Raw genomic sequence first — 13296 nt, forward strand, 5'->3', positions numbered from 1 at the left:
GGACAGCGCCCCGGAACCGAGGACAGTGCTGCCGTGCCGGGGATCAGGCGTCGATGATGACGGGAATGATGAGGGGCTTACGCCGGTAGGTGCGGAACGCCCAGTTCGCCACGGCGCGGGCGACGAGCTGTTCGAGCTGGTGCGCGTCCCCGACGCCTTCCTCGGCCGCGGTGGCCAGCGTCTTCTCGATGACGGGGATGACCGGCTCGAAGGTGGTGTCGTCGTGGACGAAGCCGCGGGCCAGGAAGTCGGGCGGCTCGGCCAGGGCGCCGGTGTCCGCGTCGACGATCGCCACCACCGTGACCACGCCTTCGGCCGCGAGGGTGAGACGGTCCTTGAGGGACGCCTCGGTCGCGCCGCCGACTTCCATGCCGTCCACGTAGACGTTGCCGGCGGGAACCTTGCCGGTGATGGACGCGCGTCCGTCGACGAGGTCGACGACGACGCCGTCCTCGGCGATGACGACCCGCTCGGGTGCCACACCGGTACGGATGGCGAGGTCGCCGTTGGCCCGAAGGTGGCGCCATTCGCCGTGCACGGGCATGACGTTGCGGGGCTTGACGATGTTGTAGCAGTAGACGAGTTCGCCGGCGCTGGCGTGCCCGGAGACGTGCACCTTGGCGTTGCCCTTGTGGACCACGTGGGCGCCCCACCGGGTGAGTCCGTTGATCACCCGGTAGATGGCGTTCTCGTTGCCGGGGATGAGGGAGCTGGCGAGCAGGACGGTGTCGCCCTTGCCGATGCGGATCATATGGTCGCGGTTGGCCATCCGTGACAGCGCGGCCATCGGCTCGCCCTGGGAGCCCGTGCACACCAGAGTGATCTTGTGGTCCGGGAGCTTCTCCAGCTCCTTCGTGCTCACGACCAGACCGGACGGGACCTTCAGATAGCCCAGGTCACGGGCGATGCCCATGTTGCGGACCATCGACCGGCCGACGAAGGCGACCTTACGGCCGTGCTGGTGGGCGGCGTCCAGGACCTGCTGGATGCGGTGCACATGGCTGGCGAAGCTGGAGACGATGACCCGGCGCGGCGCGGTGCGCATCACCTGCTCGATCGCCGGGTTCAGCTCACGCTCGGAGGTGGTGAAGCCGGGCACCTCGGCGTTGGTGGAGTCGGTGAGGAACAGGTCCACGCCCTCCTCGCCGAGGCGGGCGAAGGCGCGCAGATCCGTGATGCGGTCGTCGAGGGGGAACTGGTCCATCTTGAAGTCGCCGGTGTGCAGCACCATCCCGGCTCCGGTGCGGATCGCGACCGCGAGGCTGTCCGGGATGGAGTGGTTGACCGCCACGAACTCGCAGTCGAAGGGCCCGAAGCGGCGCCGGTCGCCCTCCCGCACCCGCACCGTGCGCGGCCGGATGCCGTGTTCCTTGAGCTTGGCCTCCAGGAAGGCCAGCGTCAGCTTGGAGCCGACGACGGGAATGTCGGACCGCTCGCGCAGCAGGTACGGCACGCCGCCGATGTGGTCCTCGTGACCGTGGGTGAGTACCACGGCCACGACGTCGTCCAGCCGGTCACGGATGGAGGTGAAGTCCGGCAGGATCACGTCCACGCCGGGCTGGGTCTCCTCGGGGAACAGTACGCCGCAGTCGACGATGAGCAGCTTGCCCGCGTACTCGAAGACGGTCATGTTGCGGCCGATCTCACCCAGGCCGCCCAGGGCGATGACCCGCAGCCCTCCTTCGGGAAGGGGTGGGGCGGCTTTCAGGTCGGGGTGTGGGTGACTCATACCCTGACGGTACCCGGAGAGTGGGACGGCGTGATCCATCGGCTGTGTGATCTCTGATTTCCGACGGAGCGCGGCACCCGCGTCGAGCGCCCCGGGGCGAGCGGGCAGGAGCGGGGGAGCGGGCGGCCGTGCCGTGTGTCGACGCCCCCTGACCAGGCCATGAGGCCAGGAGTGCGGCCCGCCGGGACCGCCCGGTCGGTGGGGTACCGGACGTAACGGGGCCCCGGAACGCAGGGCCGTCCGGGCCCGGGCCGAGTGACACCCGGGTGCGGTCGCCGCGGGTGCCGCCGATGACGAGGAACGCCACAGGCGGCCCCGGCCTCCGACGCGGCAGTGGGTGAGCCGGTGCTCTCAGACGCCTGGCCCTGCGGTGTTCCAGCCGTGTTCCAGGAGGCCGAAGGCGCTCTCGACGGCCGTCCGGGGGTCGTCGCTCGCGCGGGCAAGGGTGGCGGTCTCCAGCGCGAAGTGGGCCAGTGCCGCGCAGACGGGGTCCCCCTCAGGGGCGCCGCTCGCCTCGGTGATGGCCTGGGTGAGCGCGCTCTCGTGCCGCATCCACATGCGGTGGGCGTACTCGCCCAACGCCGGGGTCGAGCGGATGAGTTCGAGAAACCGTGCCATCTCGACGTCCTGGGAGATGTTCGCCCCGGCCAGCACGTACTCCCGGAGCGCGGCCAGGATCGACTGTTCCTTGGGCCGTTGGTGGACGGCGGCGAGCAGGCCGGCCTCCCGGTCGGTGTCCATGTCGAAGACGAGCGCTTCCTTGCTGGGGAAGTGCTTGAAGAGCGTGGCGGTCGAGACGTCGGCGACGTCCGCGATCTCACGGATTCCCACGTCGTCGTAGCCGCGCTCCAGGAACAGGCGCAGCGCCGCGTCGGCGATGGCCTTGCGGGTCGCCGCCTTCTTGCGCTCACGGCGTCCCGGAGTCTGCGGTTCCCGGATCTGTGTGGCTCCCATGCCCGCATCCTATCGCGAATCCGAGTCGCATCAAAAGGTAGAGCTGTTGCACGTTTAGAGCTGTTGTGGTTCCGTGGAGTGGTCGCTGCGGTGCTCGTGCCGGCTACCGGCCGATCCGCTGCCGTCCCGCTTCTCCTTCACCGCCCAACCCTGAGGGGCTGATCAGCCATCTCCACATCTCCCGCATCCCCTGCCGCCCACTCGACAGCCGCCGCCGAAATGCCCAGGAACGTCCGCTGGGTGCTGCTCGGCGTCATGCTCGCGATGCTGCTGTCGATGCTCGACAACATGGTCGTGGGCACCGCGATGCCCACGGTCGTCGGCGATCTCGGCGGTCTGGAACACATCTCGTGGGTGGTGACCGCCTACACCCTGGTCACCGCCGCCACCACGCCGATCTGGGGCAAGTTCGGCGACCTGTTCGGCCGCAAGCCCATGTACCTGGCCTCGATCGCCGTGTTCATCGCCGGCTCCGCGCTCTGCGGGGCCGCTCGGTCCATGCCCGAACTGATCGTCTTCCGTTCGCTGCAGGGCATCGGCGCGGGCGGCATCGGCGCGGGTGCCTTCGCCCTCATCGCCGTTCTGGTGCCACCACGCGAACGCGGTCGGTACCAGGGCATGACCGCTTCCGTCATGGCGGTCGGCACCATCGCCGGTCCGCTGCTCGGCGGCTTCATCACCGGGCACTGGGGCTGGCGTTGGATCTTCTACGTCAACCTGCCGCTCGGCCTGCTCGCCTTGGTGTGGCTGTGGCGGATGCTGCACGTTCCCGCCCGGTGCATCACCGCGAGGATCGACTGGCCGGGCATCGCCCTGCTGACCGTCACGATCAGCGCGACCGTGCTGGCCGCGACCTGGGCGGGTACCACCTACGCCTGGTCCTCCTGGCAGATCCTGTCCCTGGGCGCCGCCGCCGTGCTCGGGCTCGCCCTGTTCGTCGCCGTGGAGCGGCGGGCCGTGGAACCCGTGCTGCCGCCGACCATCTTCACCGGCCACCGCAATGTCCCGCTGGCCACCGTCCTGCTCCTGGCCGCCGGCGTGGTCATGTTCGGTGCGGGCCTCTACCTGCCGCTGTTCCAGCAGACCGTCCAGGGCGCCTCGGCCGCGAACTCCGGCCTGTTGATGCTGCCCCTGATGATCCCCGTTGTGATCGTCTCCACCATCGCGGGCAAGATCATGTCCACCACGGGCAAGTACAAGATCTTCCCGGTCCTGGGCGCCGGCTTCCTCGCCGTCGGCCTCGCACTGCTCGCGACCATGAGCACCGGCACGTCCCGCATCCTGACTTGCACGTACATGGTCCTCGTCGGCATCGGGCTCGGCCTCACCCAGCAGATGGCCGGCACCATCGCCCAGAACAGCGTCGACATGCGCGACATGGGCGCCGCCATGAGCGCGGTCACCCTCTTCCGCACCCTGGGCGGATCCCTCGGCGTCGCGGTCTTCGGCTCCCAGTTCACCCACGCCGTCCAGTCCCACCTGCCCGGCGCCGGCGGGGGTGGCGAGAGTGGCGCACACACCCCGGACCAGCTGCCCACCGGATCCAGGAGCGCCTACCTCGACGCGGTCACCAACGGCACCCACCAGATCTTCCTCACCGGAGCGGTCCTCTGTGCGGCCGCGTTCGTCGCGGCGTTGTGCGTCGTCGAAATCCCACTCCGCAAGGCACCGCCGACCGGCGCCCACAAGACCACCGTGACGGGCAAGGCGCCGACGGCAGCCCCTTGATCCACCGCCGCGCCGCACGGTGCCGCCGGACACCCCGTCCGGCGGCACCGCCCTGTGCGCGGCCCGGTGCGGAATGCCGTCTCAAGGTCTCGCATTAGATCTTGCAGTCTGCATTTTGATTGTTGCAATGTTCTGTCTAGTTCTTGCGGGGTCGTGTCGATGACATTACGGTCCCCCTCGCGTCGTCAGGACCTTCATGGTGAAAGGAGTGGCAAGTGCTCCATTCCATTCGAGATCTGAGACGAGTCCTCGTCTGGGCGGTCAGCACCGTGATGGTGGCTGCCGTCGGAGTCCTCGTCCTGGCCGTCCAACCTGCCCGGGCGGCGACCGCCGCCACCGGCGGCAGCGGCGCGAACCTGCCGTACGTCGAGGTGCAGGCCGAGAACTCCGCCACCAACGGCACGTCCATCGGACCGAGTTACACCCAGGGCCAGCCGGCCGACGAGGCGTCGTACCGCAAGGCGACGACCCTGCGCGGCACCGGCGAGTACGTCACGTTCACCACGCCGGTGGCGACCAACTCGATCAACTTCCGGTACAGCATCCCCGACACCTCGGGCGGCTCGGTCTACACCGCCGGGCTGTCCCTGTACATCAACGGCGTCAAGCAGCCCGACTTCACCCTGACCAACGCCTACAGCTGGTACTACGGCAGCTACCCCTTCACCAACTCGCCGGGCAGCAACCCGCACCACTTCTTCGACGAGGCCCACCGCCTGTTCTCCACCACCTATCCGGCGGGATCGACCTTCAAGCTGCAGGTCGATCCGGGGGACACCGCCTCCTCGTACACGATCGACTTCGCCGACTTCGAGCAGGTCGGCGCCGCCCTGACCGCACCCTCGGGGTCGGTGTCGGTGACCAGCAAGGGCGCCGACCCCACCGGTGCGAGCGACGCGACCAGCGCGTTCAACGCCGCGATCAGCGCGGCCGGTTCCGGCGGCACCGTGTGGATCCCGCCGGGCACCTACAACATCCCCGGCCACATCAGTGTCGACGACGTCACGATCGCCGGCGCCGGCATGTGGTACTCGACCGTCACCGGCACGGCACCCGGCTTCTACGGCCACTCCGCGCCCTCGCCCAGCACCAAGGTGCGTCTCCAGAACTTCGCGATCTTCGGCAATGTGCAGGAACGCGACGACAGCGCCCAGGTCAACGGCATCGGCGGCGCGATGAGCGACTCGACCGTGGCCGGTCTGTGGATCGACCACATGAAGGTCGGCGCCTGGATGGACGGGCCGATGGACGGGCTGACGTTCACCGGCATGCGCATCCGTGACACCACCGCGGACGGCATCAACTTCCACGGCGCCGTCACCCATTCGAAGGTGACCAACAGCGACATCCGCAACACCGGCGACGACGGCATCGCCACCTGGGCGGACTCCGGCATCGGTGCCGACGCCAACGACACGATCTCCGACAACACCGTGTCACTGCAGATCCTCGCCAACGGCATCGCGATCTACGGCGGCCACGACAACACCGTCAGCGGCAACCGGGTGGTGGACACCGGCCTCGCCCAGGGCGGTGGCATCCACGTGGGGCAACGCTTCACGTCGACGCCGGTCGGCACCACCACGATCTCCGACAACACCATGATCCGGGCCGGCAGTCTGGACCCCAACTGGCAGTTCGGCGTGGGCGCCCTGTGGTTCGACGGCAGCCAGGGCGCGATCACCGGCCCCGTCAACGTGACCAACGCGCTGATCCAGCAGAGTCCGTACGAAGCGGTCCAGTGGGTCGAGGGCACCATCAGCGGGGTCAGCCTCAGCGACGTGACCATCGCCGGCACCGGAACCTTCGCCTTGCAGGAACAGACCGGCGGCGCCGCCAAGTTCACCAACGTCACGGCCACCGGAGTCGGCTACTCGTCCCCGGTGTACAACTGCTCGGGCGGCAACTTCGTCGTCACCGACGGCGGCGGCAACTCCGGCATCGGCGGCACGCCGTACTGCGGCGGCTGGCCGGCGCCGGTGTATCCGCCGTACCCGTCCGAAGGCGTGACGGCCACCCCGGGCGCGCTGAACTTCGGCTCGGTCGCGACCGGTTCGACGAGCGACCCACACACCGTGACGGTCTCCAACCCGACCAACACCGCCGCGCCCGTCTCGTCGATCTCCACCAGCGGCGACTACTCCCAGACCAACACGTGCGGCTCGTCGATCGCGGCGAACGGCTCGTGCACCGTCAGCGTGAAGTTCGCGCCGACGGCGACCGGCAGCCGCAGCGGATCCCTGACCGTCAACGCGGGCGGGATCACCAACACCGTCAGCCTCTCCGGTACCGGCACCGCGCCGGGCCCGGTGCTGAACACCGACCCGGCGAACCTGTCCTTCGCCGATACCGTGGTCGGCTCGTCGGCCACCGCCCAGACGGTGAAGGTGACGAACTCGGGCACCACGGCGGCGACCGTCTCGGCCGTCGCCGCGACCGGTGACTTCAGCCAGACCAACAACTGCTCCACCGTCGCGGTCGGCGCGTCCTGCACGGTGAACGTCGGATTCAAGCCCACCGCGGGCGGGTCGCGCACCGGCAAACTGACCCTCACCAGCAACGCCAACAACAGTCCGACCGTCGTCTCCCTGACCGGCGGCGGCGTCGACGGCACCACCAACGTCGCCGCCGGGAGGCCGGCGTCCGCGAGTTCGGGCAACAGCCCATACGTCGCCTCGAACCTCACCGACACGGACGCGTCGACGTACTGGGAGGGCACGAACGGTTCGTTCCCGCAGTGGGCCCAGGTCGACCTCGGCCGGAACTACAGCCTCGGCAAGGTCGTGCTCAAGCTCCCACCGGCGACGGCGTGGTCGGCTCGCACACAGACCCTGTCGGTGCAGGGATCCACGGACGGTTCGAGCTTCTCGACGATCAAGGCATCGGCCGGGTACACCTTCGACCCGAACGTCAACGACAACACGGTGACCATCACGTTCAGCGCCGCCACGGCGAGATATGTGCGGGCGAACATCACCGCCAACACAGGCTGGAACGCGGCCCAGTTGTCGGACTTCGAGGTGTTCCCCAGCGCCGGCGGTTCCTCGACGGCGACCCTGTCGGCAAGTCCGGCGTCGCTGACGTACCCCACCCAGGCACTCAACACCTCCAGCGGCGCGCGGACGGTCACGGTGACCAACACCGGCACCGCGGCCGCGACCCTCTCCGGCATCACCGCCACGGGCGACTTCTCACAGACCAACAACTGCGGGACGACGATCGCGGCGAACGCCTCCTGCAAGATCGACGTCACGTTCAGGCCCACCGCGTCCGGCACCCGCACCGGCGATCTCGGCATCGCCAGCAACGCGTCGAACGGCACGACCACGGTCGCGCTGACCGGCACCGGCGCCGGCACGGTGAGCAGGAACCTGGCAGCCGGCGCGGCCACCACCGAGTCCGGCCACACCGACGTGTACGCGTCGCCGAACGTGACGGACGGCAACCAGGGCAGCTACTGGGAGAGCGCCAACAACGCCTTCCCGCAGTGGGTGCAGGTGGATCTCGGTTCCGCGCAGAGCGCCGGCCGAGTCGTCCTCCAGCTCCCGTCCGGCTGGGGCACCCGTGACCAGACGCTGTCCCTGTCGGGCAGCACCGACGGCGCCGCCTTCACCACCATCAAGCCGTCCGCCACGTACACCTTCGACCCCGCCACCAACAACACGGTGACCATCACGTTCACCGCGACCACCCAGCGATACCTCCGGGTGAACATCACGGCCAACAACGGCTGGCCGGCCGGTCAGATCTCGGAGTTCCAGGTCTGGAACACCTGATCCGGCCTGAGGGCGCCGCCGAGCGCGACCGCGCTCGGCGGCACCGACCACCGAACAGGAGCCCCGAGGAGTCCCCGAGGAGTCCGGATGGGTGTCACACGCCGGTGTCCCGCGTGAACGGCGGACGGGCACCGGGGGCTCCCGGCCCGGCTATCCGGGCGTCTACCACGCCTTCGACATGATCTCGCCGTGTTCGGGGCTCAGTCGAGGGTGACGACCATCTTGCCGAGGGCGTCTCCGGCCTCCATGGCCCGGTGGGCTTCGACGATCTCCTCGAACCGGAAGACGCGGGTGGGACGGGCGCGCAGAGTACCGGAGTTCACCTTGGCGTAGATCTCGTCCAACGGCACGTCGGCGAGCGGGAACGCGGGGCTGCCCAGGACGAAGGCGCTGCCGAAGAAGCTGAGCCGGACTCCGCTGGGGAGATCGGTGATCGGGTCGAAGTCCCGTACCGGCTCGAATCCGCCCAGGAAGCCGAGCTGGCACACCCGGCCGCGCGGCCGGACCAGCGCCAGCGAGTCGCGCAGGACGTTGTTGCCGACGACGTCGAACACCGCGTCGACGCCGGCTTTCCGCTCCGAGACCTGGGCGGCGAGCCTGCCGTCGTCGATGAGCACGTCGGCGGCCCCGAGCTCTTTCAACAGCGGTGCCCGCCGCGGATCCCGGGTCGTGGCCAGCACGACCGCGCCATGGTCGACCGCCAGGTTGACGGCGGCCTGGCCGAGCGAGGAGGTCGCTCCCCTCACCAGGACGGTCTCGCCGGGCCGTAGGTCCAGATTACCGAACAGGCCGCTCCACGCGGTGGCGTACACCTCGGGAACCGCCGCCAGATCGGCCCAGTCCAGCGACGAGCGCACGGCCACCACGTTGGTCGCCGGTACGGTCACCAGCTCCGCGTAACTTCCGTTGCGGGTCCGCCCCATGCCGCCGAGGATCGCCACCACCCGCGTGCCGGCGGCGAGTTCACCGGACGGGTCGGCCTCCACCACCCCGGCGCACTCGATCCCGGGGACGGCGGCGACCTTCCCCCAGGCGCCGCTGCGCATGGACGCCTCGGCGTGGTTGAGGCCGAACGCCTTGACCCGGATCAGCACTTCGCCGTCGGCGGGTGCCGGGTCGGGCAGTTCAGTGAGGGTGGTTCCATTCTTGAGCGCTTATTCAACTATCGGGGGTGAAAAAAGGGCCACCGCATACGGTGGCCCGTGTGCCTCGCCGTCAGGCGAGAGCGGCGAAGGCGTTGTCGACGATCGCCCGCAGGAGCGTCTCGTCGGGATTCGCCTTCCCGACGACCATCAGCCCCTGGCAGGTGGCTACCAGCAGCTTGGCGCTGCCGGCGCAGTCCAGCGAGGCGCGCACCTGGCCCCCGCGGGCCGCGTTCTCCAGCGCGCGGGTCATACACCGTTCGAGTCTGGCCAGGTGTCCGCGGACGACGGCCGCCGCCTCGTCGTCCTCGGCGGCATTCTCGATCGCCGTGTTGACGAGCAGACAGCCCTGCCGGCCCTCGGGGCTGAGCAGATCGTGCACCGGCCCGTCGAAGTAACCGCGGATCTCGGTCACCGAGGCGCCCGAGGCCTCCAGCTCGCCCAGCTTCTCGGGGACGACCAGCTTCGAGTAGCGCTCCAGCGACTTAAGGAACAGCGCGTGCTTACCGCCCGGGAAGGCGCTGTAGAGGCTGCCGGGCTTGACCCCGGTCGCCTTCACCAGATCCTCGATGGACGTCGCCCGGTACCCGCGCGCCCAGAACCGCAGCATGGCCACGTTCAGGACGGTGTTCAAGAACAACGGTCGGAGTAAAGCGGCCCGAGCCGGCGGGTTCTCGCCCGCCGGTCCGCGCCTTAGACTGCGACGGCTCCGAAACCTGGCGATCTTCTGGAGGGTGTGCGCGATGAACCGAGCTCTCATGACCGCAGTGGCGGCAGCAGCGTTGGTCGTGTCCGGGGGCGGCACCACCGCCTCGGCTTCCGATGCCCCGCCGCGAACCACGCACGGTCCTTGCCAGTACACCCAGACCCCGGACGAGCCGGCGGCGCGGCGGGTTCCCCTGCCGCCCGACCCGCGGCACACCCCCGGTCACGGCACGGTCGGTGTGGCTGTCCCGACCAGCCAGGGCCCCCTCCCGCTGAGCCTGGACCGGGCGAAGGCGCCGTGCACGGTCCAGAGCTTCGTGCACCTGGCGCGGCACCGGTTCTACGACCGTACGGTGTGCCATCGGCTGACGGCGTATCCGACGCTGAAGGTCCTGCAGTGTGGCGACCCGACCGGCACGGGCGAGGGTGGGCCGGGGTACGAGTACAAGGACGAACTGCCGGTGGACCTGCCGCCGGCACCGAGCGACCCGACCGGTGTCCGTCGCCTTTACGGGCGCGGTGTGCTGGCGATGGCCAACGCCGGTCCGAACACGAACGGTTCGCAGTTCTTCGTCGTCTACGGCGACTCCGCGCTGCGACCCAACTACACGGTGTTCGGCACCGTCGGTGCCGCCGGCCTGAAGACGCTCGACAAGATCGCTGCCGGCGGTATCGAGCCAACTGCGCAGGATCCGGCGCCTGTCGACGGCACGCCCGTGCTGCGGACCGAGCTGCTCAGCGTCCGGCCGTCCTGCCGGCCCTGACGAACTGTGGTGCGGCCGGGGAGCGGGTCACCTGGCCAGGGCTTCCCCGGCACCTGGGCAGAGGGGCACTCGCGGCCAAGGGCCCCCTGCCGCTGGAGTTCGTGGTGGACGGGGACACGCCGCCGGGCTGGGCCGAGCCGGGCGACAGGGCGCACGGCGGCCAGGGGCCCTTGTACTCACGCCACGGTGCAGGAGGACCGGCCGTCCCCCGAGGGCCTGCACTCCTTCGCTGCTGCGCCAAAGGCATCACCGTCTCCTGTCCAGCGCGCATGAGGGGCGGCCCGCACGGTCGGCGGCGCGGCTGCACGGCGGACAGTCGTGGTGACCGGGTGAGTGCCGGTATCGGATGGGGGACCGCGAGGATGTGCAAGGGGGACGCTGACGGCCGGCACCGTCGTGCCCGGACCACTGGACCGCGACCTGGGCGTCCGTCTGCGTGAATCGCCGGTGCGCGCGACAGAGTGAGCCGAACGGCCCGGTCCGTTTGCGCGCCGGGAGCCATGGATACACGGTCGGTGCATTCCAGTCAGCACAGGAGGAAGGGACCGATATGGGCCACGGCGGAGACGTAATCGCGGAACTGACGACTGATCACCGGGAGGTGGAGGAGCTGTTCGGCAAGATCGAGGCGCTGCCCTCGGGTGACAAGCAGCGCAAGAAGTACGCCGACCAGGCCGTGATCGAACTGGTGAGGCACTCGGTCGCCGAGGAAGAGCACCTGTACCCGGCCGTACGTGAGTTCCTGCCCAGCGGCGACAGCATCGCCGACAAGGAAATCGAGGACCACGCCAAGGCCGAGCGGACCATGAAGGAACTCGAGGCCGTCGACGCCGACGATCCCGAGTTCGACCGGCTCATCGGTGAGCTGATGACGGAGATCCGCTCACACATCCGCGACGAGGAGGACAACCTCTTCCCCCGACTGCGCGCGACCGCCTCCGAGGACCAGCTGATGAAGCTGGGCGACAAGGTCCGCCAGGCCAAGAAGACCGCCCCCACCCGCCCGCACCCCTCCGCCCCGGACACTCCGCCCGCCAACAAGCTGCTGGCTCCCGGCGCCGGCATGGTCGACCGCATCAGGGACGCCCTGACGGGCCGCGGCAAGGACTGACCCGCCGAGCCGGCCCCGGAGGGCGGACCCCCGAGGACTCCGCGGTCGAAGTACGCACCAGCACGCACCCAAGCGATCAACCAGCTCCGCGCCGTCCTGGCCGCAGCCGACCCCGTCTCGCGGGAGCGGCTGCCCGGCCTGGGGGACCGTGCGGGGGAGCGAACCAGAGTCGCTAGCAGCCATCCCCCTATCACTGTGAGTGGCGGCAGCAGTTGACCGGGCCGGCCGCCTCGAAGTGTTTGAGACAACTGCGGTCCAGGCACTCGCAGAGCGGGGCAGGCAACGACAGAGCCTCTGGGACGGAGCTACCTTCCATGCGCATCCTCGGCATCAGCGCCCCCCTCGGCCGACTCCCCGGCGCGTCATGAACCAGGCATCCGTGGGCGTCGCCATCGCCACCCGCGACCGCGCGCCCTCGCTCGCACACACCCTCCGCCACCTGCTCGACCTGCCCGAGCGGCCGTCCGTCGTGGTCGCCGACAACGCCTCGACCGACGGCACCCGCGATCTGCTCCGCCGCGACTTTCCGCAGGTCCGTGTGGTGAGTCTCCCCGCCAACCGTGGAGCCCTCGCCCGCACGGACGGCGTGCGCGCCCTGGACACGCCGTACGTGGCGTTCAGCGACGACGACTCGTGGTGGGCTCCCGGCGCCCTGAGCCGCGCGGCCGACCTGTTCGACGCCCACCCCCGGCTCGGCCTGCTCTCCGCGAGCACCCTGGTGGGCCCCGCCGCGGAGCCCGACCCACTCAATGAGGTGCTCGCCGCGTCGCCCCTGGGTCAGGCGGCCGATCTTCCCGGCCCCCAGGTCCTCGGCTTTCTGGCCTGCGCCTCCGTCGTCCGCCGCAGCGCCTACCTGGAGGTGGGCGGCTTCCACCCGGTGCTGTTCTTCGGCGGCGAGGAGACCCTGCTCGCCTACGACCTCACCGCACGCGGATGGGGCGTCACCCACTGCCCCGAGGTGGTCGCACACCACCATCCGGCACCGTCGCCTCGCAACGGCCGCTCGGCCACCGTCCGCCGCAACGCCTTGCTCACCGCCTGGCTGCGCCGGCCCCTGCCCTACGCCCTCGCCCGTACCGGGGAACTGGCCACCGAGGCCCGCCACGATCCCGACGCCCGCCAGGCACTGCGCGAGGCCTTCGCCCGCCTGACCGCCGCAGTGCGCGCCCGTCGGCCGTTGCCCCCGGATGTCGAACGCGCCGCCCGCAAGCTGGACGCCGTGGCCGCAGCCATCGCGGCAACGGTATGACCGACCCCCGCCGCGCAGTCCTTCGATGAAGCGGGCGACGGTGACGATCTCGCCACCATGGCGGGTGAAGAACTCCTCGGCCGCCTGGAAGCGTGTCGGGGTCGGAAACAAGGGGGTCAGATGAGCCAGGGGGCCCGC

Annotated in this window: 9 protein-coding genes; 5 read left to right on the top strand and 4 right to left on the bottom strand. The window is 69.9% G+C overall.

Annotation, left to right across the window (positions count from 1 at the left end; genetic code table 11):
• Window positions 1-43 precede the first annotated feature (43 nt).
• Together ACIBA9_RS18095 and ACIBA9_RS18100 are read right to left on the bottom strand one after the other, a co-directional pair.
• Window positions 44-1729 carry a ribonuclease J gene (locus ACIBA9_RS18095; protein ID WP_362153415.1) on the bottom strand — a complete coding sequence of 562 codons (1686 nt, stop codon included), beginning with the start codon at window positions 1727-1729 and terminating at the stop codon, window positions 44-46.
• 351 nt (window positions 1730-2080) lie between these two features.
• Window positions 2081-2683 carry a TetR/AcrR family transcriptional regulator gene (locus ACIBA9_RS18100; RefSeq protein WP_399364036.1) on the bottom strand — a complete coding sequence of 201 codons (603 nt, stop codon included), beginning with the start codon at window positions 2681-2683 and terminating at the stop codon, window positions 2081-2083.
• Between the two features lie 219 nt (window positions 2684-2902).
• On the opposite strand from ACIBA9_RS18100, the gene ACIBA9_RS18105 reads away from it, so the two are divergent.
• Together ACIBA9_RS18105 and ACIBA9_RS18110 are read left to right on the top strand one after the other, a co-directional pair.
• The gene (locus tag ACIBA9_RS18105) at window positions 2903-4411 is read left to right on the top strand and encodes an MDR family MFS transporter (protein WP_399364038.1); all 1509 of its coding nucleotides are present in this window, start codon (window positions 2903-2905) and stop codon (window positions 4409-4411) included.
• A 215-nt stretch (window positions 4412-4626) separates the two neighbouring features.
• Window positions 4627-8187 carry a choice-of-anchor D domain-containing protein gene (locus ACIBA9_RS18110; RefSeq protein WP_399364040.1) on the top strand — a complete coding sequence of 1187 codons (3561 nt, stop codon included), beginning with the start codon at window positions 4627-4629 and terminating at the stop codon, window positions 8185-8187.
• Between the two features lie 200 nt (window positions 8188-8387).
• Here the strand turns inward: ACIBA9_RS18110 and ACIBA9_RS18115 are convergent, their stop codons facing one another.
• Together ACIBA9_RS18115 and ACIBA9_RS18120 are read right to left on the bottom strand one after the other, a co-directional pair.
• The gene (locus ACIBA9_RS18115) at window positions 8388-9281 is read right to left on the bottom strand and encodes a zinc-binding dehydrogenase (protein ID WP_399364042.1); all 894 of its coding nucleotides are present in this window, start codon (window positions 9279-9281) and stop codon (window positions 8388-8390) included.
• A 121-nt stretch (window positions 9282-9402) separates the two neighbouring features.
• Window positions 9403-9969 (bottom strand): TetR/AcrR family transcriptional regulator, encoded by a 567-nt coding sequence (locus ACIBA9_RS18120; protein WP_399364044.1) that lies wholly within the window; start codon window positions 9967-9969, stop codon window positions 9403-9405.
• A 103-nt stretch (window positions 9970-10072) separates the two neighbouring features.
• Here ACIBA9_RS18120 and ACIBA9_RS18125 point away from each other — a divergent pair, with 103 nt between their 5' ends.
• The 3 genes from ACIBA9_RS18125 to ACIBA9_RS18135 all read left to right on the top strand — a co-directional run bounded on the left by ACIBA9_RS18125 (window position 10073) and on the right by ACIBA9_RS18135 (window position 13158).
• Window positions 10073-10798, top strand: a complete 726-nt coding sequence (locus ACIBA9_RS18125; RefSeq protein ID WP_393901667.1) for a peptidylprolyl isomerase — start codon at window positions 10073-10075, stop codon at window positions 10796-10798.
• Window positions 10799-11348: 550 nt separating this feature from the next.
• Window positions 11349-11909: a hemerythrin domain-containing protein gene (locus ACIBA9_RS18130; protein WP_399364046.1), complete on the top strand. Its 561-nt coding sequence runs from the start codon at window positions 11349-11351 to the stop codon at window positions 11907-11909.
• Window positions 11910-12273: 364 nt separating this feature from the next.
• On the top strand, window positions 12274-13158 hold the full coding sequence (locus tag ACIBA9_RS18135; RefSeq protein WP_399364048.1) for a glycosyltransferase family 2 protein: 885 nt from the start codon (window positions 12274-12276) through the stop codon (window positions 13156-13158).
• Window positions 13159-13296 lie beyond the last annotated feature (138 nt).

The organism is Streptomyces sp. NPDC051452, from assembly GCF_044454765.1.
Taxonomy (GTDB): domain Bacteria; phylum Actinomycetota; class Actinomycetes; order Streptomycetales; family Streptomycetaceae; genus Streptomyces.

What these genes read in the sequence shown, in the direction of transcription:
- ACIBA9_RS18095 (WP_362153415.1), bottom strand. Translation starts at nt 1,729, where the DNA reads ATGAGTCACCCACACCCCGACCTGAAAGCCGCCCCACCCCTTCCCGAA.
- ACIBA9_RS18100 (WP_399364036.1), bottom strand. Translation starts at nt 2,683, where the DNA reads ATGGGAGCCACACAGATCCGGGAACCGCAGACTCCGGGACGCCGTGAG.
- ACIBA9_RS18105 (WP_399364038.1), top strand. Translation starts at nt 2,903, where the DNA reads ATGCCCAGGAACGTCCGCTGGGTGCTGCTCGGCGTCATGCTCGCGATG.
- ACIBA9_RS18125 (WP_393901667.1), top strand. Translation starts at nt 10,073, where the DNA reads ATGAACCGAGCTCTCATGACCGCAGTGGCGGCAGCAGCGTTGGTCGTG.
- ACIBA9_RS18130 (WP_399364046.1), top strand. Translation starts at nt 11,349, where the DNA reads ATGGGCCACGGCGGAGACGTAATCGCGGAACTGACGACTGATCACCGG.
- ACIBA9_RS18135 (WP_399364048.1), top strand. Translation starts at nt 12,274, where the DNA reads ATGAACCAGGCATCCGTGGGCGTCGCCATCGCCACCCGCGACCGCGCG.